Annotated in this window: 17 protein-coding genes and 1 pseudogene; 9 read left to right on the plus strand and 9 right to left on the minus strand. The window is 65.2% G+C overall.

What is annotated here, in order from left to right; translation table 11 throughout:
- Nucleotides 1–1,958: DNA polymerase II (locus DNJ95_RS00005; protein ID WP_131182675.1), on the plus strand; the 1,958-nt coding region annotated here is incomplete at its 5' end.
- A 142-nt stretch (nt 1,959–2,100) separates the two neighbouring features.
- Here DNJ95_RS00005 and DNJ95_RS00010 read toward each other — a convergent pair.
- Together DNJ95_RS00010 and dadA are read right to left on the minus strand one after the other, a co-directional pair.
- Nucleotides 2,101–2,457 carry a RidA family protein gene (locus tag DNJ95_RS00010; protein WP_131182676.1) on the minus strand — a complete coding sequence of 119 codons (357 nt, stop codon included), beginning with the start codon at nt 2,455–2,457 and terminating at the stop codon, nt 2,101–2,103.
- Complete coding sequence (gene dadA / locus DNJ95_RS00015; protein WP_131182677.1) at nt 2,429–3,730, minus strand: D-amino acid dehydrogenase; 1,302 nt, start codon at nt 3,728–3,730, stop codon at nt 2,429–2,431. The genes DNJ95_RS00010 and dadA overlap by 29 nt, the downstream gene beginning before the upstream one ends.
- A gap of 146 nt (nt 3,731–3,876) precedes the next feature.
- On the opposite strand from dadA, the gene DNJ95_RS00020 reads away from it, so the two are divergent.
- Entirely contained in the window at nt 3,877–4,365 is a 489-nt protein-coding gene (locus DNJ95_RS00020) for an Lrp/AsnC ligand binding domain-containing protein (RefSeq protein WP_131182678.1), read from the plus strand.
- A gap of 289 nt (nt 4,366–4,654) precedes the next feature.
- Here DNJ95_RS00020 and aspA read toward each other — a convergent pair whose 3' ends face one another.
- Nucleotides 4,655–6,079 (minus strand): aspartate ammonia-lyase, encoded by a 1,425-nt coding sequence (gene aspA / locus DNJ95_RS00025; RefSeq protein ID WP_131182679.1) that lies wholly within the window; start codon nt 6,077–6,079, stop codon nt 4,655–4,657.
- A gap of 178 nt (nt 6,080–6,257) precedes the next feature.
- Between aspA and DNJ95_RS00030 the strand changes: the two genes are divergently transcribed.
- From DNJ95_RS00030 to DNJ95_RS19140, 4 genes and pseudogenes are all read left to right on the plus strand, one after another.
- Nucleotides 6,258–7,181: a LysR substrate-binding domain-containing protein gene (locus tag DNJ95_RS00030; RefSeq protein ID WP_131182680.1), complete on the plus strand. Its 924-nt coding sequence runs from the start codon at nt 6,258–6,260 to the stop codon at nt 7,179–7,181.
- 88 nt (nt 7,182–7,269) lie between these two features.
- A pseudogene (locus DNJ95_RS00035) lies at nt 7,270–9,691 on the plus strand (TonB-dependent siderophore receptor).
- A gap of 105 nt (nt 9,692–9,796) precedes the next feature.
- The gene (locus tag DNJ95_RS00040; protein WP_131182681.1) at nt 9,797–10,909 is read left to right on the plus strand and encodes a PepSY-associated TM helix domain-containing protein; all 1,113 of its coding nucleotides are present in this window, start codon (nt 9,797–9,799) and stop codon (nt 10,907–10,909) included.
- The gene (locus tag DNJ95_RS19140) at nt 10,906–11,079 is read left to right on the plus strand and encodes a hypothetical protein (protein WP_165491625.1); all 174 of its coding nucleotides are present in this window, start codon (nt 10,906–10,908) and stop codon (nt 11,077–11,079) included. Before DNJ95_RS00040 ends, DNJ95_RS19140 begins: the two co-directional genes overlap by 4 nt.
- A 91-nt stretch (nt 11,080–11,170) precedes the next feature.
- Here DNJ95_RS19140 and DNJ95_RS00045 read toward each other — a convergent pair whose 3' ends face one another.
- On the minus strand, nt 11,171–11,665 hold the full coding sequence (locus tag DNJ95_RS00045) for an ATP-dependent zinc protease family protein (protein WP_131182682.1): 495 nt from the start codon (nt 11,663–11,665) through the stop codon (nt 11,171–11,173).
- 109 nt (nt 11,666–11,774) lie between these two features.
- On the opposite strand from DNJ95_RS00045, the gene DNJ95_RS00050 reads away from it, so the two are divergent.
- Nucleotides 11,775–12,659 (plus strand): acyltransferase, encoded by an 885-nt coding sequence (locus DNJ95_RS00050; protein WP_131182683.1) that lies wholly within the window; start codon nt 11,775–11,777, stop codon nt 12,657–12,659.
- Nucleotides 12,660–12,947: 288 nt separating this feature from the next.
- Here DNJ95_RS00050 and DNJ95_RS00055 read toward each other — a convergent pair whose 3' ends face one another.
- On the minus strand, nt 12,948–15,266 hold the full coding sequence (locus DNJ95_RS00055) for a Tex family protein (RefSeq protein ID WP_131182684.1): 2,319 nt from the start codon (nt 15,264–15,266) through the stop codon (nt 12,948–12,950).
- A gap of 195 nt (nt 15,267–15,461) precedes the next feature.
- Here DNJ95_RS00055 and ompR point away from each other — a divergent pair, with 195 nt between their 5' ends.
- Nucleotides 15,462–16,196: an osmolarity response regulator transcription factor OmpR gene (gene ompR / locus DNJ95_RS00060; RefSeq protein WP_131182685.1), complete on the plus strand. Its 735-nt coding sequence runs from the start codon at nt 15,462–15,464 to the stop codon at nt 16,194–16,196.
- 93 nt (nt 16,197–16,289) lie between these two features.
- Entirely contained in the window at nt 16,290–17,639 is a 1,350-nt protein-coding gene (locus DNJ95_RS00065) for an ATP-binding protein (RefSeq protein ID WP_131182686.1), read from the plus strand.
- Between the two features lie 15 nt (nt 17,640–17,654).
- Here the strand turns inward: DNJ95_RS00065 and rimK are convergent, their stop codons facing one another.
- The 4 genes from rimK to DNJ95_RS19365 form a co-directional block, all read right to left on the minus strand.
- On the minus strand, nt 17,655–18,560 hold the full coding sequence (gene rimK / locus DNJ95_RS00070) for a 30S ribosomal protein S6--L-glutamate ligase (RefSeq protein WP_131182687.1): 906 nt from the start codon (nt 18,558–18,560) through the stop codon (nt 17,655–17,657).
- Nucleotides 18,557–19,015, minus strand: a complete 459-nt coding sequence (rimB, locus tag DNJ95_RS00075) for a retropepsin-like aspartic endopeptidase RimB (protein ID WP_131182688.1) — start codon at nt 19,013–19,015, stop codon at nt 18,557–18,559. The genes rimK and rimB overlap by 4 nt, the downstream gene beginning before the upstream one ends.
- Nucleotides 19,016–19,306: 291 nt before the next feature.
- A complete protein-coding gene (locus DNJ95_RS00080; RefSeq protein ID WP_131182689.1) occupies nt 19,307–21,484 on the minus strand; it encodes a hypothetical protein in 2,178 nt (725 codons plus the stop codon).
- Nucleotides 21,485–21,835: 351 nt separating this feature from the next.
- Nucleotides 21,836–22,348: a helix-turn-helix domain-containing protein gene (locus tag DNJ95_RS19365; RefSeq protein WP_242671966.1), complete on the minus strand. Its 513-nt coding sequence runs from the start codon at nt 22,346–22,348 to the stop codon at nt 21,836–21,838.
- Between the last annotated feature and the right edge of the window lie 92 nt (nt 22,349–22,440).

Below are 22,440 nucleotides of genomic sequence, written 5' to 3' on the forward strand. Positions count from 1 at the left end.
CGCCCACCCTGCTCGACACCCCGCTCAGGCCCATCGACGGCTACCGCCCGCAACTGCGCCTGGTATCGCTGGATATCGAAACCAGTATCGACGGCGACCTCTACAGCATCGCCCTGGAGGGCTGCGGACAACGCCAGGTGTATATGCTCGGCCAGGTGCGAGTGCCGCCCGGCCTGGACTTCCAGCTCGACTGCTGCGCCGATGAAGGCGCCCTGCTGGAGCAGCTCGGCCAGTGGTTCGAGCGCCATGACCCGGACGCTGTCATCGGCTGGAACCTGGTGCAGTTCGACCTGCGCGTCCTGCAGCAGCGCGCCCAGCGCCTGCGGGTGCCGCTGCGCCTCGGCCGCGACGGCGAGGCCATGGGCTGGCGCGAACACGCCAAAGGCAACCACTTCTTCGCGGAAATCCCCGGTCGCCTGGTGATCGACGGCATCGAAGCGCTACGTTCGGCGACCTGGAGCTTTCCTTCGTTCAGCCTGGAGAGCGTTGCCCAGGGCCTGCTCGGCGAGGGCAAGGCGATCGAGACGCCCTACCAGCGCATCGACGAGATCCGCCGCATGTTCAACGAGGACAAGCTGGCGCTGGCCCGCTACAACCTCAAGGACTGCGAACTGGTCACGCGCATCTTCGCCAGGACCGAACTGCTGCGCTTCCTGCTCGAACGCGCCAGCGTCACCGGGCTGCCGGCGGACCGCAGCGGCGGTTCGGTGGCGGCCTTCACCCACCTCTACATGCCGATGATGCACCGCCAGGGCTTCGTCGCGCCCAACCTCGGCGAGAAGGCCGCCGAGGCCAGCCCCGGCGGCTTCGTCATGGATTCGCGGCCGGGGCTCTACGACTCGGTGCTGGTGCTCGACTACAAGAGCCTCTACCCCTCGATCATCCGCACCTTCCTGATCGACCCCATCGGCCTGCTCGAAGGCCTGCGCCAGCCGGACGAGCGGCACTCGGTGGCCGGTTTCCGCGGCGCCCGCTTCTCGCGCACGACCCACTGCCTGCCCGCCATCGTCGCCCGGGTCTGGGAAGGCCGCGAGCAGGCCAAGCGTGAACAGGACAAACCCTTGTCCCAGGCCCTCAAGATCATCATGAACGCCTTCTATGGCGTGCTCGGCTCCAGCGGCTGCCGCTTCTTCGATCCGCGCCTGGCATCCTCCATCACGTTGCGCGGGCACGAGATCATGCGCCGCACCCGCGAACTGATCGAGGCGCAAGGCCACCGGGTGATCTATGGCGACACCGACTCGACCTTCGTCTGGCTCGGCCGCGCCCATGACGAAGCCGCCGCCGCTGATATCGGCAAGGCCCTGGTGGCCAGCATCAACCACTGGTGGGGGGAACATCTGCGGCAGGCCCATGGCCTCGACAGTGCGCTGGAACTGCAATACGAGACCCACTTCCGGCGCTTCCTCATGCCGACCATCCGCGGCGCCGACGAAGGCAGCAAGAAGCGCTATGCCGGCCTGGTGCAACGGGCGGATGGCAGCCAGGAGATGATCTACAAGGGGCTGGAAACGGTGCGCACCGACTGGTCGCCGCTGGCCCAGCAGTTCCAGCAGGGGCTGTACCTGCGCATCTTCACCGGGCAGCCCTACCGCGACTATGTGAAAACCTTCGTGCAGCGCACCCTGGCGGGCGAGCAGGACGAACTGCTGGTCTACCGCAAGCGCCTGCGCCGGCAACTGGGCGACTACCAGCGCAACGTGCCGCCGCACGTGCGCGCGGCCCGTATCGCCGATGAGTACAACCTGGACCAGGGGCGCCCGCGCCAGTACCAGAATGGCGGCTGGATCAGCTACGTGATCACCCTGGCCGGCCCCGAACCGCTGGAAAAGCGCAGCGCGCGGATAGACTACGAGCACTACCTGAGCCGCCAGTTGCAACCGATCGCCGATGCCATCCTGCCATTCGTCGACGACGACTTCAGCCGTCTGCTGGATCGGCAACTGAGTCTGTTCTGAAGGCTGGAGGCGTCATCAGTGTGCGAGGCGGGGCAAGAGCCTCGTCAAGCGCCCGATTCCTTTTACCTCGGCCTGTCGTTCGCGGCCACCCAGGCCGTCAGCGCGGGAGCGGGCTTGCCCGCTCCCGCAGGAGATGTACGGCTCAGGCCGGCAGGGCGGCGACCACCGAGAGTTCGACGAGGATTTCCGGCTCGCACAACTTGGCCTGCAGCGTGGCACGGGCGGGGGCCACGCCAGCGGGCAGCCATTGGTCCCAGACGGCGTTCATGCCCTCGAAATCGGCGTCGATGTCCTTGAGGTAGATGGTCACCGAAAGAATATGACGCACATCGGTACCCGCCTCGCCCAGCAGCCGTTCGATATGCGCCAGGGTTTCCCGGGTCTGCTGCTCGATGCCGGCGCTCATGTCGTCGCCGACCTGCCCGGCCAGATAGACCGTGCCCTGGTGGACGACGATCTGGCTCATGCGCTCATTGGTGTGCAGGCGTTGTATGGGCATGCTTGCGTACTTCCTGTTGTGATCCGTAGCGTTGGATGTCGAGCCCCTCGGTGCTGATCTTCGGCGTCTTGCGCGCCAGCAGATCGGCCAGCAGGCGTCCGGAACCGCAGGACATGGTCCAGCCCAGGGTGCCGTGGCCGGTATTGAGGAACAGGTTGCGGTAAGGCGTGGCGCCGATGATCGGCGTGCCGTCCGGCGTGGCCGGGCGCAGGCCGGTCCAGAAGGTGCCATCCGCCGGATTGCCGCCACGAGGATAGAGATCGCCGACCACCATTTCCAGGGTGGCGCGCCGGCGCGGGTCGAGGGACAGGTCGAGGCCGGCGATTTCCGCCATGCCACCGACACGAATGCGCTGGTCGAAACGGGTGATGGCGACCTTGTAGGTCTCGTCGAGGATGGTCGAGACCGGCGCCATGGCCGGATCGCTGATCGGCACCGTCAGGGAATAGCCCTTGAGCGGGTAGATCGGCGCATGGATGCCCAGCGGGCGCAGCATCTGCGGGCTGTAGCTGCCCAGCGCGAGCACGTAGTGATCGGCGCGCTCCAGCTTGCCGTCGATCCAGACACCGTCGATACGGTCGCCGGCCTGCTCCAGGCGCTCGATATTCCGCCCATGGCGAAACTCGACGCCCAGCCCGACGGCCAGCTCGGCCAGGCGGGTGGTGAACAACTGGCAATCGCCAGTCTGGTCATTGGGCAGGCGCAACGCGCCGCTGAGCTTGTGCGCGACCCGCGCCAGCGCCGGCTCGACGCGCGCGATACCTTCCCGGTCGAGCAGTTCATAGGGTACGCCGGAGTGCTGCAGCACGGCGATATCCTTGGCGGCGCCATCCAGTTGCGCCTGGGTACGGAACAGTTGCGTGGTGCCCAGTTGCCGCCCCTCGTAGTCGATGCCGGTCTCGGCGCGCAACTCGTCCAGGCAGTCGCGGCTGTATTCGGACAGCCGCACCATGCGCTCCTTGTTCACCGCATAGCGCGCCGCCGTGCAATTGCGCAGCATCTGTGCCATCCACAGGTATTGCTGGACATCGCCGGTCAACCGGATCGCCAACGGCGCGTGCCGCTGCAGCAGCCACTTGAGCGCCTTGAGCGGCACCCCCGGCGCCGCCCAGGGCGACGCATAGCCCGGCGAAACCTGCCCGGCATTGGCAAAGCTGGTTTCCATCGCCACCGCCGGCTGGCGGTCGACCACCACCACCTCGAAACCGGCACGGGCCAGGTAGTAGGCGCTGGTGGTGCCGATCACCCCGCTGCCAAGCACCAGAACACGCATTTCGAACTCCTTGCCCTCTGCGGACCATTTCAATGCTCGTGATGCGAATCAGTATAGACAGGCAAAGACAGTGTAATTCACTATTTAAACGACTATATTTAAAATTAATTCACGCCATAAACCGACATAACGGAGCTAACATAACCATGCGAACCCGTCGCCAGACCCAGCGCGAACTGGACAAGATCGACCGGCAGATCCTGCGCCTGTTGCAGGTCGAAGGGCGCATGCCCTTCACCGAGCTGGGCGAGCGTGTCGGCCTCTCCACCACACCCTGTACCGAGCGCGTACGGCGCCTGGAGCGCGAAGGCATCATCATGGGCTACTCGGCGCGGCTCAACCCGCAGCACCTGAAGGCCGGGCTGCTGGTCTTCGTGGAAATCAACCTGGCCTACAAGTCCGGTGATATCTTCGAGGAATTCCGCCGGGCGGTGCTCAAGCTGCCCCACGTGCTGGAGTGCCACCTGGTATCCGGCGACTTCGACTACCTGGTCAAGGCGCGGATTTCCGAGATGGCCTCCTACCGCAAGCTGCTTGGCGACATCCTGCTCAAGCTGCCCCACGTACGCGAATCCAAGAGCTATATCGTCATGGAAGAGATCAAGGAGTCGCTGGAATTGCCGGTGCTGGACTGAGGGTGAGCTGCAAGCGTAATCAGTGTGAAAAACCTCCTGAACCCCCCGTCAAGCTTTTCCTTGCAGCTTGCAGCCGCCTCTCAGGCCCATGCCTTTCAACGCCTTTGGCTAAAATGTGCAGGTTCCTTCATTACTCATGCTGTGGAAGTAAGTGTTCGCTCGAATCCTGAGCGAATTTGCAGGATGGGTTGAGCAGAGCGATACCCATCGAGTGCATGCCCTGGGTATCGCTACGCTCAACCCAGGCTACGAGAAAGCAGCGGGACAGAGACGTTGAAAGGCATGCCTCTCAGGCCTCGTGCGGCACCACCCGCGGCGCGATCATGTTTTCCGGGCGCAGGATGTCGGCGAGCGAGGCTTCGTCCAGCAAGCCCTCCTCGCGCACCAGTTCCAGCACGCCACGGCCACTGACCAGCGCCTCCTTGGCGATGCGGGTGGAATTCTCGTAGCCGATGTAGGGGTTGAGCGCGGTGATCAGGCCGATGGAGTTCTCCACCAGCGCCCGGCAGTGCGCCTCGTTGGCGGTGATGCCATTGATGCAATGCTCGCGCAGCATGTCCATGGCCCGTTGCAGCAGGTTGATCGAGTCGAGCACCTTATAGGCGATCAACGGCTCCATCACGTTGAGCTGCAACTGCCCGCCCTCGGCGGCGATGGTCAGTGACAGGTCGTTGCCGATGATCTCGAAGGCCACCTGGTTGACCGCCTCCGGGATCACCGGGTTGACCTTGCCGGGCATGATCGAGCTGCCCGGCTGGCGCGCCGGCAGGTTGATCTCGTTGATGCCGGTGCGCGGGCCACTGGAAAGCAGGCGCAGGTCGTTGCAGATCTTCGACAGCTTGACCGCCAGGCGCTTGAGCATGCCGGAAAACAGCACGAAGGCACCCATGTCCGAGGTCGCCTCGATCAGGTCGGCGGCCGGCACCAGCGGCTGGCCGCTGATCGCCGCCAGGCGTTCGACCGCCAGGCGCTGGTAGCCGGGGTCGGCGTTAATGCCGGTGCCGATGGCGGTGCCACCCAGGTTCACCTCGGTCAGCAGCTCCGGCACCAGCGTGCGCAGGCGCGCCAGGTCCTCGCCGAGGGTGGTGGCGAAGGCGTGGAACTCCTGGCCGAGGGTCATCGGCACCGCATCCTGCAACTGGGTACGGCCCATCTTCAGTACATGGGCGAACTCGACGCCCTTGCTGGCGAAGGACTGGATCAGGCTGTCGAGGCTGGCCAGCAGGGTATCGTGGCCGAGCAGCAGGCCGAGGCGGATGGCGGTCGGATAGGCATCGTTGGTCGACTGCGCCATGTTCACATCGTTGTTCGGGTGCAGGTACCTGTACTCGCCCTTGGCGTGGCCCATGGCCTCCAGGGCGATATTGGCGATCACCTCGTTGGCATTCATGTTGGTCGAGGTGCCGGCGCCGCCCTGGATCATGTCCACCACGAACTGGTCGTGGAAGTCGCCACGGATGATGCGCGAGCAGGCCTCGCTGATCGCCGCATGCTTGGCCGCGCCGAGGTGCCCCAGTTCACGGTTGGCATCCGCCGCCGCCTGCTTGACCATGGCCAGCGCCACCACCAGTTTCGGGTAGTGCGACAGCACCACGCCGGACAGGCGGAAATTGTTCACCGCCCGCAGAGTCTGGATGCCGTAGTAGGCATCGGCCGGGACTTCGAGGGTACCAAGAAGATCTTTTTCGACTCGAAACAATGCAGCACAGGACATGATGGAGAGATTCCAGGGAAATACGGCACAAGCCGCGATGGCCCATAGACTAAGGCCCGCGCCCGGATCCTTGCCAATGCTGTAAAGCGCTGCCCCATGCCGAATCGGCATAACATCGACGTGACGTATGGATCGTCACGAACGTATGCTGGCGCGACGCCCGGTCGCAGGAACCCCCATGAACCTCGAAACCAAATGGCTGGAAGACTTCGTCGCCCTGGCCTCGACACGCAGCTTCTCCCAGGCGGCCGCCCGCCGCTTCGTCACCCAGCCGGCCTTCAGCCGCCGTATCCGCAGCCTGGAGAACACCCTGGGGCTGACCCTGATCAACCGCTCGCGCACACCCATCGAGCTGACCGAGGCGGGCCAGTTGTTCCTGGTCACGGCGCGCAGCCTGGTGGAACAGCTCGGCGAAGTGGTGCGCTACCTGCACAACCTGGAAGGCCAGCAGGGCGAGGTGCTGCAGATCGCCGTGGCCCACTCGCTGGCGCTGGGCTTCTTCCCGCAGTGGATCGCCCACTTGCGGCGCGAAGGCCTGCCGCTGAACACGCGGCTGCTGGCGACCAACGTCGGCGATGCGGTGCACGCACTGCGCGATGGCACCTGCGACCTGATCATCGCCTACTACGACCCCGACGCCGCGCTGCAGATGGACCCGGAGATATTCCCCTCGCTGCACCTGGGCCGCACCGACATGCTGCCGGTGTGCTCCCGCGACGACCACGGCCAGCCGCTGTTCGACCTCGACAGCGGCCAGGTGGTGCCGCTGCTGGCCTACAGTGCCGGCGCCTTCCTCGGCCGCTCGGTCAACCTGTTGCTGCGCCAGCGCGGCCTGCGCTCGACCCGGGTCTACGAAACCGCCATGGCCGATAGCCTGAAAGGCATGGCCCTGCAGGGCCTGGGCGTGGCCTGGGTGCCACGCCTGTCGGTACAGGCGGAACTGCAACGCGGCGAACTGGTGGCCTGCGGCGGCGAGCAGTGGCAGATCCCCCTGGAAATCCGCCTGCACCGTTGCGCGCTGATCCGCAAGGCGGCGGTCCGGCTGCTCTGGCGGCGGCTGGAAAAGAGCGCCGCGGACGATGAAACACAAAGGCCGGATTGACCGGCGAAAATATTTTCGCCCGCCCCTATCACTTTGGCATTCCGCTTCGGCAAGGAAGTGATCGACTCACTTCCAGCGGAGCACCCCCATGCCATCCACCAGCCCTTACCTGCGCCCCAGCCTGCTTGCCGCCAGCATCGCCATGCTCGGGCTCGCGACCTGCCTGCCGGCCCTGGCCCAGGAACAACGGATCGAACAGGCGAACGAATACAGGCTACCCGCGGCGCCCCTGGCCTCGACCCTGAGCCGCATCGCCGCCGATGCCGGGCTGGTGCTGAGCATCGACCCGCAACTGACCCGGGGCCGCACCTCGCAGCCAGTCCAGGGGCGGCTCTCCCCCGAACAGGCACTGCGCCAGGCCCTCGGCGGCAGCGGGCTGCTGCTGGTCCCCGGCGGCGCCGGCAGCTACAGCCTGCAGCCAGTGGACAGCGGCACTCGATGACGTCGATATCAGCGGCCGCCTGCGCACACAGGACGGCTCGCAGGCCAGCGGCTACCGCAGCGAGAACCTGAAGAACGTCGGCGCCCTCGGCGGCATGGCGCTACGCGACACGCCCTACTCGATCAGCGTCTACTCCAGCGAGCTGGTGCGCAATGTCCAGGCCACCTCGCTGGACGATATCTTCAAGCTCAACCCCTCGACCCAGTTCACTTCACCCACCAGCGCCGGCTATGCCAGCAGCCTGAGCGTGCGCGGCTTCAGCGCCTCGGGCAACCTGAACATCGCCAACGACGGCCTGCGCTTCTCCAACCCCTCCAACAGCGGCAACTTCATCGAGGAAATGGAACGCCTGGAGGTGGTCACCGGCCTCAGCGGCTTCCTTTATGGCCCGGGTACACCCGGCGCACTGCTCAACTATGTGCTCAAGCGCCCCACCGCGGAGCGCTACAACAGCGTCACCCTGGGCAATGCCGGCGGCGAAAGCTACTACCTGCACGGTGACTTCGGCGGCAAGCTCGACGAGCAGGGCGTGTTCGCCTATCGCCTCAACGTCCTCAGCCAGGACGGCGAAACCGCCATCGACCTGCAAAAGCGCCGCCGCCAACTGGTCAGCCTGGCGCTGGACTGGAACGTCAGCGACGACCTGCAGTTGCAGTTCGATGCCTCCTGGAAGAAAAGCCAGACACGCGGCCTGACCAGCTACTGGTACTTTTCCGACCATGCCAACCGGCCGGATGCCGATGACATGGACAACGACAAGCTATACAGCCAGCGCTGGTCCTTCGCCGACAGCGAGCACAAACGGGTCGGCGGGCGCTTCGCCTGGCAACTGAGCGAGGTCTTCAGCCTGCGCGGCGCACTGGCCTACGACCTGAACGAAACCCAGTACACCTACACCGGCCCCACGGTCTACAGCGCCGGCGTCTATGGCCAGCCGCTGTATGCCTTCGCACCGGTGGAGCACGAGGAAACCTCGGCCTACCTGTTCCTCGATGCCGCCTTCGACACCGCGGGCATCGGCCACAAGGTCACCGCAGGCTACCAGGGCAATGTCGCACGTGAACGCAACTACACCGACTACATTCCCTATCCCGGCCCGCAGTACCAGTCGGTGATCGGCGCCGATGTGCCGTTCAGCCAACGCCCGCAAGTCGCCAAGCCCGGCTATTCGATCGGCAACGGCGAGCAGCGGCTGTCCGAACGCAGCCAGTCGGACAACCTGCTGGTCGGCGATGTCATCACCTTCAACGAGCAGTGGTCGTCGATCCTCGGCGTGACCCGCACGCGCATCAAGACCTTCAGCGACAACTTCGTCTGGGTCGAGTCCTTCGGCTCCGCGCCGGCCATCCAGCACTACAGCGAAAGCAAGACCTCGCCCAATATCTCGCTGCTCTACAAGCCGCAACCCTGGCTGACCACCTACGTCACCTATATCGAGGCGCTGCAGTCCGGTGGCATCGCGCCGAACACCGCCCTCAACGCCGGCCAATCCCTGGCCCCGGTGATCAGCGAGCAGTACGAGGTAGGCCTCAAGGCCAGCCTGGGTGAAACCTTGCTGACCGTAGCGCTGTTCAATATCGACAAGCCCAACGCCATCGAGAACGCCCAGAGATACTATGTCCAGGACGGGCGCCAGGAGAACAACGGCCTGGAACTGGGCCTGACCGGCAAGGTCATTCCGGAACTGACACTGATCGGCGGCCTCACCCTGCTCGACCCGGAAGTCAAGAAAGCCGCGAATACCGCCCATGAAGGCAAGAAGCCCGTCAGCGTCGCCACGCAACTGGCCAAGCTCTATGCCGAATACGACCTTGCCGCCGTACCCGGCCTGACCCTGACCGGCGGCGCCTACTACACCGGCAAGCAATATGCCGATGAGCTCAACCGGCACAGCCTGCCGTCCTTCACCACCTTCGATGCGGGCGCCCGCTACCGCCTGCCGCTGGCGGGCAACGACCTGAGCCTGCGTGCCAACATCAGTAACCTGGCCGACAAACAGTACTGGCTGAGCCGCCATTACCTGGGCGCGCCACGCACCCTGACCTTCTCGGCACAGCTTGAGTTCTGAAAGAGCAGCGGCAAGTTGCAAGCTTCAAGCGGCAAGTAAGGGCGGTGCGCATTCCCCCATGACTTGAAGCTTGTCGCTTGCGGCTTGTCGCTCCCCGGATAGCCTATGAAACCCTCCACCATCCGCCGCTGGTCCTTCGTGCATACCTGGGCCAGCCTGGTCTGCACCCTGTTCCTGCTGATGCTGGCGATCACCGGCCTGCCGCTGATCTTCCACCATGAACTGAAACACCTGCTCGGCGAAGCCCCTCGGCTGCGCGAGATGCCGGCGGATACGCCACGGCTGGACCTGCAGCGGCTGGTCGAGGCCGCCGAGCTCCAGCGCCCCGACGAAGTGGTGCAATACCTGGGCTGGGACGACGAGGACGCAAACGCGCTGACGGTGATCATGGCCGCCAGCGCCGGCACCGAGCCGAACGCGTCGCACACCTTCGGCCTGGATGCGCGCAGCGGCGAAGCCTTCGGGATGCCCTCGGCCAATGGCGGCCTGATGATGTTCTTCCTGCGCATGCATGTAGACATGTACGCCGGGCTGCCGGGCAAGCTGCTGCTGGCCTTCATGGGTCTGCTGTTCGTGCTTGCGATCGTCTCCGGGGTGGTGCTCTACGCCCCCTTCATGCGCAGGCTGCAGTTCGCCGAAGTGCGCCGGCACAAACCGCACCGCACACGCTGGCTGGACCTGCACAACCTGATCGGCATCGTCACCCTGAGCTGGGCGCTGGTGGTCGGCATCACCGGCGTGGTCAGCGCCTGCGCCGACCTGCTGATCTCGGCCTGGCGCAACGAATCCCTGGCCGCGCTGGTCGAGCCCTACCGCGACGCCCCGCCCCTGCAACACCGCGCCCCAGCCAGCGACCTGCTGCGCATCGCCGAAACCGCAGCCCCCGGCATGCAGGCGGACTTCATCGCCTTCCCCGGCACGCGCTTTTCCAGCGAGCACCACTACAGCGTGTTCATGAAAGGCAGCAGCCACCTGACCTCGCACCTGTGGACGCCGGTGCTGATCGACGCCGCCACACTGGAAGTGACCGCCGTCGGCGAGCGCCCCTGGTACATGGACATGCTGTCGATGTCGCAACCCCTGCACTTCGGCGACTACGGCGGCAGGCCGATGCAGATCCTCTGGGCCGCGCTCGACCTGCTGACCATCGTCGTGCTCGGCAGCGGCCTCTACCTGTGGTGGAAGCGCCGGGGCAAGGGCCGGGAGGTCAAGCCATGAAGCACTGGCGCCGCCCGACCTTCCGCCTGCCGGCGCTGATCGCCCTGCTGGGCTTCGCCGGGCTGGTCACCGCCCTGCTCGGCGACGGCTGGTGGGATGCCCTGGCCTGGATCGGCCTGGGCATCCCGGCCATGCTGGGAACCCTGGCGCTGCTTGCGCGTCGCCGATAGGGTCTGCTCAAAGTCTTATGATCCAAGACGGCGCACCCTGCATAGGCCTGACAACCGGCATCGTCACGTATGAACAGGTTCCAGGCACAGCCTAGCAGTCCGGCTGCCCCGCCGTGTACTTGCGCGCCGGGTCGATGGCGGCCTGCAACTGCCCGATCAGCTTGCTGCCGATCAACAGCGGATACTCGAAATGGGAACGATCGGTCAGATTGACCTCGGCCTGGTACAGGCGGTCGGCGATGCAGATTTCCATATCGACCAGTGGCCGTACCGCAACGCCCGGCTTGCCCCCGCCCTCCTCGGCGCGGCCCTTGATCTCGCTGACACCCGCCAGGCGGCGCTCATGCAGCCGATCATCCGCGCCATCGACGGCCAGGCGGAAGCGCACCCACTGTTCCCCTTCCCGCTCGAAGCGCTCGATATCCCGCGCCGATAGCGAAGCGGTTTCCGCCCCCGTATCCATCTTCGCCTTCAGGGTCTGGCCGAGGTCTTCGAGACGGATATGTTCATAGCGCCCGTAGAGCGTCGGCTCCTGGGCGAAAGCCGGCGTACAGAACACACCGGCAAGCAGTAAAAAGCGCAGCAAAAGCATTCCCCTCTGTGGATGGCACTCGGCAACTGGGACTTCGAATGGCAGCTTTTCGTTCAACATCATGCTGTTATCATCGACAAACCCTTGGCTGAAGGAGTCCTTGATGGGGCATCTGCTTACCGGGCTGGCCGTTCTCGTGCTGCTGGCGCTCAATACACTGGTCCTGATCGGGCCACTCATGCTGCTGGCACTGCTCAAGCTGTTGCCGATCCCACGCCTGCGCAGGCTCTGCTCGAGCGGCGTGGCCTGGTTCGCGGAAACCTGGGCACAGATCGACAAGGCCATCTTCGCCCTGCTGATTCCCACCGTCTGGGATATTCGCGGCGCCGAGCAACTGCGCCGCGACACTTCCTACCTGGTAATCAGCAACCACCAGTCCTGGGTGGACATTCCCGCACTGATCGAGGCGTTCAACCGCAAGGCGCCCTTCTTCAAGTTCTTCCTCAAGCAGGAACTGATCTGGGTACCCTTCCTCGGGCTGGCCTTCTGGGCGCTCGACTACCCCTTCATGAAGCGCTACTCCAAGGCCTTCCTGGAGCGCAACCCGCACATGAAGGGCAAGGACCTGGAAATCACCCGCCACGCCTGCGAGAAATTCCGCGACATACCGGTCAGCGTGGTCAACTACCTGGAAGGCACCCGCTTCACCCAGGCCAAGCACGACCAGCAGCAATCGCCCTACCGCCACCTGCTCAAACCCAAGGCCGGCGGCGTGGCCTTCGTGCTCGCCACCCTGGGCGAACAACTCGACGCCATCCTCGACGTCACGGTGGTCTACCCCGGCAAGCGCGTGCCCGGCTTCTGGGAACTGATCAGCGGCCAGGTGCCGCGCGTCATCGTCGACATCCGCAGCCTGCCGCTGGAACCCTCGCTGTGGCAGGGCGACTACCAGAACGACGAGCAATTCCGCCAGCGCATGCAGGAGTGGGTCAGCGCCCTGTGGCAGGACAAGGACCGGCGGATCGGGGAGCTCGGTGGGCAGGGGTAAGTGTCGATCAGAACCGCAATGGAGGGGATGCCGTGTTACGCCGCCAGGCATGAAGTATGTAGGCCCGCAATGCGCAAGGCTCGGAGGAACACGTATAGCCGGAAACGTCTCTGCACGAACCTCGGTACCTGCAGATGCGGGGAACAGGCTCGGCAGTTTCTGCCACTCCGTTCGAGATTGCGGTTCATCCCCGCATCCGCGGGGAACAGTTACTTATCCCCCTCCTCATGCCATGCCCAAGAGGCACTCCAGAAGAGCCCACTCCGAAATAACCTCTGGCGGCAAGCCTCACTTCCTCAACTGCTTGGCATTGGCGAACAACGAAGCCATCGCATTGTTCGCCGGGGCCTTGGCCTGGGGCTGGGCGGCAGCGGGCTTGCGTTCGCCGCGCGGGGCGTTGCCCTTGCCGGCGCGGGGTGTGCCTTCGATCTTCTCGCCGGGGGTGTCGCCCATGCGCATGGACAGGGCGATGCGGTTGCGCGGGATGTCCACTTCCATGACCTTGACCTTGACGATATCGCCGGCCTTGACCACTTCGTAGGGATCCTTGACGAACTTCTCCGACAGCGCGGAGATATGCACCAGACCGTCCTGGTGCACGCCGATGTCGACGAAGGCGCCGAAGTTGGTGACGTTGGTCACCACGCCCTCCAGCACCATGCCCAGCTTGAGGTCCTTGAGGGTTTCCACACCGTCCTGGAATTCGGCGGTCTTGAACTCGGGGCGCGGGTCGCGGGCGGGCTTTTCCAGTTCCTGGATGATGTCCACCACGGTCACCTGGCCGAAGCGCTCGTCGGTGAACTGCTGCGGGTCGAGGCGCTTGAGGAAGCCGGCGTCGCCGATCAGCGAGCGGATATCGCGGCCGGTGTCGGTGGCGATGCGTTGCACCAGCGGGTAGGTTTCCGGGTGCACCGCCGAGGCGTCCAGCGGGTTGTCGCCGTTCATCACGCGCAGGAAGCCGGCGGCCTGTTCGAAGGTCTTCTCACCCAGGCGCGGCACTTTCTTCAGGTCGCTGCGCGACTTGAAGGCGCCGTTGGCATCGCGGAACTGCACGATATTCTGCGCCAGGGTGCCGTTCAGGCCGGAGATGCGCGCCAGCAGCGCGGCGGAGGCCATGTTCACGTCGACGCCGACGGCGTTCACGCAGTCCTCCACCACCGCGTCCAGCGAGCGTGCCAGTTTCAGTTGGGACACGTCGTGCTGGTACTGGCCGACGCCGATGGCCTTCGGCTCGATCTTCACCAGTTCCGCCAGCGGGTCCTGCAGGCGGCGGGCGATGGACACCGCGCCACGCAGCGAGACGTCCAGCTCGGGGAATTCGCGGGCGGCCAGCTCGGAAGCGGAATAGACCGAGGCGCCGGCCTCGCTGACCATGATCTTGGTCAGCTTCAGCCCCGGTACCTTGCGGATCAGTTCAGCGGCCAGCTTGTCGGTTTCGCGGCTGGCGGTGCCGTTGCCGATGGCGATCAGGTCCACCGCGTGCTTCGCGCACAGCTTCGCCAGCACCGCCAGGGTGCCGTCCCAGTCGTTGCGCGGCGCGTGCGGGTAGACGGTGGCGGTGTCCAGCAGCTTGCCGGTGGCGTCCACCACCGCCACCTTGCAGCCGGTGCGCAGGCCGGGGTCGAGGCCGAGGGTGGCGCGCGGGCCGGCCGGCGCGGCCAGCAGCAGGTCATGCAGGTTGCGCGCGAAGACGCTGATCGCGTCGTCCTCGGCCTTGTCGCGCAGTTCACCGAACAGGTCGGTTTCCAGGTGGGTATAGAGCTTGACCTTCCAGGTCCAGCGCACCACTTCGGCCAGCCATTTGTCGGCGGCACGGCCCTGCTGGCGGATGCCGAAGCGCTCGGCGATCATGCCCTCCGCCGGGTGCGCGGTGCCGGGCAACTCCTCGCCGACCTTCAGGCTGGCGGACAGGATGCCCTCGTTACGCCCGCGGAAAATCGCCAGGGCACGGTGCGACGGCGCGCTCTTGAGCGGCTCGTCATGCTCGAAGTAATCGCTGAACTTGGCCCCTTCCTGCTCCTTGCCCGGCACCAGGCGGGCGCTCAGGGTGGCGTGCTCCTTGAGGAAGCCACGCAGCCTGGCAAGCAGTTCGGCATCCTCGGCGAAGCGCTCCATCAGGATGTACTTGGCGCCTTCCAGCACCGCCTTGATATCGGCTAAGCCTTTCTCGGCATCGACGAAGCGTTCGGCTTCGCCCTCGGGCGCCAGGGTCGGGTCGGCGAACAGCGCATCGGCCAGTTCGCCGAGACCGGCTTCCAGGGCGATCTGGCCCTTGGTGCGGCGCTTCTGCTTGTAGGGCAGGTAGAGGTCTTCCAGGCGGGTCTTGGTGTCCGCCAGGTCGATCTCGCGCTTGAGTTCCTGGGTCAGCTTGCCCTGCTCCTCGATACTGGAGAGGATCGAGGCGCGGCGCTCGTCCAGCTCGCGCAGGTAGCGCAGGCGCTCTTCCAGGTTGCGCAACTGGGTATCGTCGAGGCTGCCGGTGACTTCCTTGCGGTAACGGGCGATGAACGGCACGGTGGAGCCTTCATCGAGCAGGGCCACGGCGGCGGCCACCTGTTGCGGGCGTACACCCAGTTCTTCGGCAATACGGGAGTTGATGCTGTCCATGAATATACCTGGGTCAGTCAAGCCAAGCAGGCCGTGCCTGCGCGAAAGGCCGGCATTATAAGCAGTGCCCGGCCCCGGGCCACAAGCGGCCGGCGATGAGGCCGCTGGCCCGCGGGGAAAAATCTGCTAACAATGGCTGCCCATGCCGGTCGGATGCCTGGGCCATAATGCGTCACCATCATTCAGGAAGTTGCCATGAGTAGCACTGCGCAAGCCAGCGAAGGCGAAAAAATCCTTATCGTCGATGACGATGCCCGCCTCAGGCGCCTGCTCGAACGCTTTCTCGCCGAGCAGGGCTACCGTGTACGCACCGTGGAAAGCGCCGAGCAGATGGACCGCCTGCTGGCCCGCGAACTGTTCCAACTGGTGGTGCTCGACCTGATGATGCCTGGCGAGGACGGCCTGTCCGCCTGTCGCCGCCTGCGCGAATCGAACAACCAGGTGCCGATCATCATGCTCACCGCCAAGGGCGACGAGGCCAGCCGTATCCAGGGCCTGGAGCAGGGCGCCGACGACTACCTGGCCAAGCCCTTCAACCCGCGCGAACTGCTGGCGCGCATCCGCGCCGTGCTGCGCCGCCAGGCGCCGGTGGTGCCCGGCGCACCGGGTAGCGAGGACGAGACGGTCACCTTCGGCGACTACCAGTTGTTCCTCGCCACCCGCGAGCTGAAAAAGGGCGATGAAATCCACATGCTCACCACCGGTGAGTTCGCCGTGCTCAAGGCCCTGGTGCAGCATGCCCGCGAGCCACTGACCCGCGACAAGCTGATGAACCTGGCCCGTGGCCGCGAGTGGGACGCCCTGGAGCGCTCCATCGACGTGCAGATTTCGCGCCTGCGCCGGCTGATCGAGCCGGACCCGTCCAAGCCACGCTATATCCAGACGGTCTGGGGCGTCGGCTACGTGTTCGTGCCGGACGGCAGCAAATAGTGAAGCCGATAGAAGCGCTGAAGGCCAGAGGCTGCACGATGGCGCTTTTTCGTCCAGCCCCCAGCCTCTAGCGCTCTTGTCGGCTTTTGATCTATGAAAACCCCGGTCTGGTTCCCGCAGAGCTTCTTCGCCCGCACCCTTTGGATGGTGCTGATCGTCGTGCTCTTCTCCAAGGTGCTGACGCTGGTCTACCTGATGGCCAACGAGGACGTGCTGGTCGATCGCCAGTACAGCCACGGCGCGGCCCTGACCTTGCGCGCCTACTGGGCGGCGGACGAGGCGACCCGTGTCCATATCGGCCAGGTGGCCGATCTGCGCCCGGTGGCCGAGCGCGACGTGCCGCCGGATGAATACCACTGGCCCTACTCGGACATCTTCCAGCGCCAGATGCAGGCCGAGCTGGGCGAGGACACCAAGGTGCGGGTCCGCACCCATCCAGCGCCGGCGATCTGGGTGCTGGCGCCGGGCCTCGGGCCAAGCTGGGTGCAAGTGCCGCTGTATGCCTACCCGCTGCGCGGCCAGCGCATCTGGAGCGTGCTCGGCTGGTTCCTCGGCATCGGCCTGCTGTCCACCGGCGCCGCCTGGATTTTCGTCAGCCAGCTCAACCTGCCGCTCAAGCGCCTGGTCTACGCCGCGCGGCAGATCGGCCAGGGGCGCAATGTACGCCTGCCGGTGAGCGATACGCCGAGCGAGATGACCGAACTCTACCGCGCCTTCAACCAGATGGCCGAGGACGTGCAGCAGGCCGGGCGCGAGCGCGAGCTGATGCTGGCCGGGGTTTCCCACGACCTGCGCACGCCCTTGACGCGCCTGCGCCTGTCGCTGGAGTTGCTCGACAACGACTCCGAGCTGACCGACGACATGGTGCGCGATATCGAGGACATGAACGCCATCCTCGACCAATTCCTCGCCTTTATCCGCGATGGCCGCGACGAACAGGTGGAAAACACCGACCTCGCCGCCCTGATCCGCGAAGTGGTGGCCCCCTATAACCAGCAGGAAGAAACCGTGCGCCTGTGCCTGCAACCCATGCCGGTGTTCGCCCTGCGCCGCGTGTCGATCAAGCGCCTGCTGGTCAACCTGATCGAGAACGCCCTGCGCTATGGCGGCAATGGCGTGGAAGTGGCCGCCTACCTGTCCGGCGACCAGCACGCGCCCTATGTGGTGCTCAGCGTGCTGGACCGTGGCACCGGCATCGCCCCGGAAGAGATCGGCGAGATATTCAACCCCTTCATCCGCGGCGACCGCGCCCGCGGCGGTCAGGGCACCGGGCTCGGCCTGGCCATCGTCAAGCGCATCGCTTCGCAGCATGGCGGCATCGTCGAGCTGCGCAACCGCAAGGGCGGCGGCCTGGAAGCCCGCGTCAGCCTGCCCCTGGGCCTGCTGTTGCCACGGGATGCCGGCAAGGGTGCCGAGCCCAGTAACACCCCCGCCCTTACTTGAAGCTTGCAGCCGCTCTCAGCCCTTGCCGCGGGTACGGGTCAGGTTGGGGCCGGCGTGCTTTTCCAGGTGTTCGATGATCAACCCGGCGACATCCTTGCCGGTGGTTTCCTCGATCCCGGCCAGCCCCGGCGACGAGTTGACCTCCATCACCAGCGGGCCATGGTTGGAGCGCAGGATATCCACGCCGGCCACCGACAGCCCCATCACCTTTGCCGCGCGAATCGCCGTCATGCGCTCCTCCGGGGTGATCTTGATCAGGCTGGCGCTGCCACCCCGGTGCAGGTTGGAGCGGAATTCGCCGGGCTTGGCCTGGCGCTTCATCGAGGCGATGACCCGGTCGCCGACCACGAAGCAGCGGATATCGGCGCCACCGGCCTCGCGGATGTACTCCTGCACCATGATGTCCTGCTTCAGCCCCATGAAAGCCTCGATCACCGATTCGGCGGCCTTCTCCGTCTCACACAGCACCACGCCGATGCCCTGGGTGCCCTCCAGCACCTTGATCACCAGCGGCGCGCCATTGACCATGCGGATCAGGTCGGGGATATCGTCCGGCGAATGCGCGAAGCCGGTCACCGGCAGGCCGATGCCACGCCGCGACAGCAGTTGCAGCGCGCGCAGCTTGTCCCGCGAGCGGGCGATGGCCACCGACTCGTTGAGCGGGAACACCCCCATCATCTCGAACTGGCGCAGCACCGCGCAGCCATAGAAAGTCACCGAGGCGCCGATGCGCGGGATCACCGCATCGAACCCCTCCAGGGGCCGCCCCCGGTAGTGGATCTGCGGCTTGTGGCTGGCGATGTTCATATAGGCGCGCAGGGTATCTATCACCTGCATTTCATGCCCGCGCTGCTGGCCGGCTTCGACCAGGCGACGAGTGGAATACAGGCGCGGATTGCGCGACAGCACGGCGATTTTCATTGGGCACCGGGAAGAGTGAGGGTCTGGGGTTTTTTCTGTACGTATTTGCGTGACGGATCGATCAGCCAATGCCCATCGGTCAGTGCCAGGGAACCCAGCAGCAACCGGTAGCGCATGTGTTTGCGGCAGGTCAGGGTGAACTCCACCGGCCATACGTGGCTACCCAATGCCAGCCGGGTACGCACCACGTAGCGGGCCTGGGTCTGGCCATTGGAACTGCGGATGGTCTTGCGTGCGAGTACCCTGGCCTCGCAGCGATGACGCCGCTGTACCAGCGTGCCGAAGTGCGCATCGAAACGCACCCAACGCTCCCCCTCGCGCTCGAACTCGACGATATCGGTGGCATGCAGGGCTGAAGTACGCGCCCCGGTGTCGATCTTGGCGCGCAGCCCGACGACACCCAGGTCCGGTAGCGCGACCCACTCGCGCAGCCCGATCGTAGAATGGCTTTTCAACGGTCATGCCTCTGGGATTTGCGCGAATTCTAGCAGGCCATTGCGACAAACTCGCCTACCCGACGAAGACGCGCCATGCACGGCAAAGCGCCGAAAAGAGCGCGGGAAGGCTCGAGGCTGGACGAAAGAACATGCCAACCGGTGTTTTTCGTCCAGCTTTCCAGCCGCCAGCGCTTTTGTCGCATGAAATCCCGGCCCATGGCGGTGGAGGCTGGGTGATAGTGTGCCGCCGCGTTGTGGGCGGATTGGCAATCCAGTCGCCGCCCCCAGCAGAAACGCCACCTGCCAGGCTCACTCAGTGGGCGCCTGCGACACCTCGGCAGGCGCTGCCGGTTCGGCCGGAGCCTGGGCGAACATCCCGGTACTCCAGGCGTAATAACCCAGCCCTGCCACCAGCGACAGCGCCAGCACCCAGGGCCAGAGCCGTGGCTTCTCGGCGTAGGGATCACGCAGCGCCCGGTCGCTGTCCGACGGCAAGACCGCCATCTGCGTGAGTGCGGTGCCGAAGGGAATACTGATACGCGCCTGGGCATTCACGGCCCAGCCGTTGCCGTCGAGAATCGGCCCCAGGCTGCGGCGGCGCAGCTTGAACCAGGCCAGCAGCATGGACGGCCCGGAGATGGCCAGCAATACACCGAGCAACAGCAGCGGGACCTGCCACCAGGCCAGTGACAGGATGCCTGTGACCACCGCCGCCAGGGCCGTACCCAGGGCACCGATCGCCAGGCCGATGGCGGCGAAGATACCGGCGAACCTGGCGATGTCGAAGGCTGGTGGCGCTGCCGACGCCGCGCCGGCGGTATCCTCGAGCGTACCCGCCGCCTTGCTGACCATGTCGGCATCGCGGCTGCTGGCCAGTTTCTGGACCTGCTCGGAAACCAGGTTGGAAATGCGCCGGTACGGCGACCAGAAGGCTTCGCGAATGCTGATGGCGTTCTGCATCAGCTTGACCACGGTGGCATCCCAATCGTTGCCGGCCCGATCGTAGAACAGCCCATGGCGCCCCGCCTGCAGATCGCCTTCCGTACCGGCGGTCACCGCCGCCACGATATTCAGGGTTTCCTTGCCGCGCACCGGCTCGCCACGGCGCGTGCAAGTGCAATAAAGCAGGAAGCAGTCACTGGCGGCGGCCACTTTGGCATGTGCCTCGATATCATCGACCTCCACCACCAGGTCGCAGCTTTTGCCGTCGATATAGAGAGTGCCGGCCTGGAACACCGCCTTGTCCTGCCGGGAATAGAAGCACTGGAACGAGACGAAGTTGCGCAACAGCCGCAGCAGGCCATGGCGCAGGCGGATCAGCTTGTCCAGTTCGACCAGCCCATCGGCGGCCTCAGCGACCGCCTTGTCCGCTTCGACCAGCGCCAGCAGCCGGGCCTCGACACCCTGGTCCACCAGTTCGAGGATTCGCTCCCGTGCCAGCACCCCGGCAATCGCAGGCTGCGGCGCCTCGGCCTGCCAGGCCAGGTAGTCGCCGCACAATGCCAGCAGATGCCGCCACTGCGCGGACGACAGGCTGTCCTGCTCACCGTAGATCGGCCTCACCACACGCTCTTGCAGTTCGTCGATGGCGCTCTGCCAGGCCGGATTGAGGCCTTTCCCCAGCGGCAACCGATCCCCATGCTGGATCACCGCCAGCGGTAGCCCGGCCAATTCGCCGGCATCGGCCAGGGACAGCGAAGCCAGGCGCACCAGTTCTTCTTCCTGGGCATTCATCAGCACGGCCGCGCGCGGATCGAATTCGGCCATGGCGACGCGGGTGAAGTAGTCATCGACCTTGCCGCGCACCGCACTCAGGGCTTCGACAGCCGCCCCGGTGCCCTCGCCGAAGACCTCCAGCCCCTGCTCCACAGCGCGTGCCTGCCAGGCGTGCAACTGCCGCGCCTGTTCGAAGAAGGCGGCAATCTGCTCCTCGCCAATCGCCGCCTCGCCACTGCGATCGGTCTCCGCGCCCAGGCAAGCGATGATATCGGCGATGGCCGCCTGCAATTCGGCATCAGGGCTCAGGGCCGCCGGGACCAGCCCATCGCCGTTGTATTCGTGAGGCGGGAACAGCAATGCCAGGTCGTCGGTATCGGCCAGGGCCAGGCTGTCGTCCGTGGGCCGCCCCAGCACATCGAGCAAGCGCTGGGCGGCCAGGCGCAGCCGCGTGCCTTCGGCATCCCCGGTCAGCGACTGCAACCGTAGCGGCCCCTCCTGGAACAGCACCCCGGGATCTGCCAGGCGCGCCAGGGTCCAATCCACCACATCGAGTATTTCCGGGGCACGGATGCGCCCATCCCGGTTCAGGTCGATGTAGTCCAGCATGCGCCGGTCCAGTTCCAGGTCGCTGACCGGGCAGGCCAGGCTGGCCCAGAGCTTCTGGTCCAGCCCACGCAGGGCCGCCAGGTCCGCCGGGGTTTCCAGTTGCACCTGGTCGAAACCGCCGGCACGGAAAAAACGCCAGCGATGCGCGAGTGTCTGTGTCATTTACGAAACATCCTTTCTTTGCCGCCCACGACCGATTGCCACGGCGATAGCCCTCGGCAACGGGCAAGGCACGTTGCGAGAACGCTTCCGACGTGTAGAGAAACTCAAGAGCAAGGGTGTGTAGCGAATCAGGGTGCCAGCCAGGCCGGCGCTATCGGCCACAAGTGTAACCCGGGTGATGTGAGCAGGCGAGAATGTCCGGGAGCTTGCCGGGTGTTCCGGCCATGCCGTCATCCGCGTCGATAGAGGTGTCGCTGGGCGAAAACCGGCAGGCAACCAGCGTTTCCCGTCCAGCCTCCAGCTTTACCGCGCACGCCTCGAGGCGATTCGGCGTATGTCGCAATCGCCCCGTCAATCCTCGCCCGGTGCGGGCTGCAAGCGAGCGAGCTGGGCGCGCCCCACCTCGATGATCACCCGCGCCAGCTCGTGGCTTTCCCCGCTCTCGGCCAGGCCCTTGGCAATGCGCCAGCACTGCTGGCCGATATCCGCCGCGGAACTGGCGCCAGCGGCATCGTTGGCCATGATGAACAGGCAGGCCCAGCCAAGGAACTCCGGATTATCCAGAAACCAGCCCGGCACAGCGTTATCGGCGCCTTCGTCTTGATTGCTGCCAAAGGCGAGGGTGATGGGTGACATGCCTGCGGCTCCCGCGATCTGTTCCAGTCGATCGAGCGTCGGGTAGGTCTCGCCCGACAGATAACTACGCAGCGTTGCTTCTGACAGTTTGCATTCGCGAGAAAATCCACGCAAGCTGCTTGAACCGATAGCCAGCCTGAGGCGCTCGGAGAAACCATCAAGAACACCTTTAAGATCGGGCGACCCAGGTATTTTGGAACATTCCTCGACCTTTTTGCTGTCAATCATTTTATCGTCCCGCACTAGGGAATAAATTCGCGAATGGCGTAAAAGACACGGATATGCGAATTTATTTATTGATCCGCGTTTATTTATTTCGT

This window comes from Stutzerimonas kirkiae (assembly GCF_004327335.1).
Lineage (GTDB): Bacteria > Pseudomonadota > Gammaproteobacteria > Pseudomonadales > Pseudomonadaceae > Stutzerimonas > Stutzerimonas kirkiae.

Coding starts and splice junctions, on each gene's coding strand:
- DNJ95_RS00010 (WP_131182676.1), bottom strand. CDS start 2,457: ATGCCCATACAACGCCTGCACACCAATGAGCGCATGAGCCAGATCGTC.
- dadA (WP_131182677.1), bottom strand. CDS start 3,730: ATGCGTGTTCTGGTGCTTGGCAGCGGGGTGATCGGCACCACCAGCGCC.
- DNJ95_RS00020 (WP_131182678.1), top strand. CDS start 3,877: ATGCGAACCCGTCGCCAGACCCAGCGCGAACTGGACAAGATCGACCGG.
- aspA (WP_131182679.1), bottom strand. CDS start 6,079: ATGTCCTGTGCTGCATTGTTTCGAGTCGAAAAAGATCTTCTTGGTACC.
- DNJ95_RS00030 (WP_131182680.1), top strand. CDS start 6,258: ATGAACCTCGAAACCAAATGGCTGGAAGACTTCGTCGCCCTGGCCTCG.
- DNJ95_RS00040 (WP_131182681.1), top strand. CDS start 9,797: ATGAAACCCTCCACCATCCGCCGCTGGTCCTTCGTGCATACCTGGGCC.
- DNJ95_RS19140 (WP_165491625.1), top strand. CDS start 10,906: ATGAAGCACTGGCGCCGCCCGACCTTCCGCCTGCCGGCGCTGATCGCC.
- DNJ95_RS00050 (WP_131182683.1), top strand. CDS start 11,775: ATGGGGCATCTGCTTACCGGGCTGGCCGTTCTCGTGCTGCTGGCGCTC.
- DNJ95_RS00055 (WP_131182684.1), bottom strand. CDS start 15,266: ATGGACAGCATCAACTCCCGTATTGCCGAAGAACTGGGTGTACGCCCG.
- ompR (WP_131182685.1), top strand. CDS start 15,462: ATGAGTAGCACTGCGCAAGCCAGCGAAGGCGAAAAAATCCTTATCGTC.
- DNJ95_RS00065 (WP_131182686.1), top strand. CDS start 16,290: ATGAAAACCCCGGTCTGGTTCCCGCAGAGCTTCTTCGCCCGCACCCTT.
- rimK (WP_131182687.1), bottom strand. CDS start 18,560: ATGAAAATCGCCGTGCTGTCGCGCAATCCGCGCCTGTATTCCACTCGT.
- DNJ95_RS00080 (WP_131182689.1), bottom strand. CDS start 21,484: ATGACACAGACACTCGCGCATCGCTGGCGTTTTTTCCGTGCCGGCGGT.
- DNJ95_RS19365 (WP_242671966.1), bottom strand. CDS start 22,348: ATGATTGACAGCAAAAAGGTCGAGGAATGTTCCAAAATACCTGGGTCG.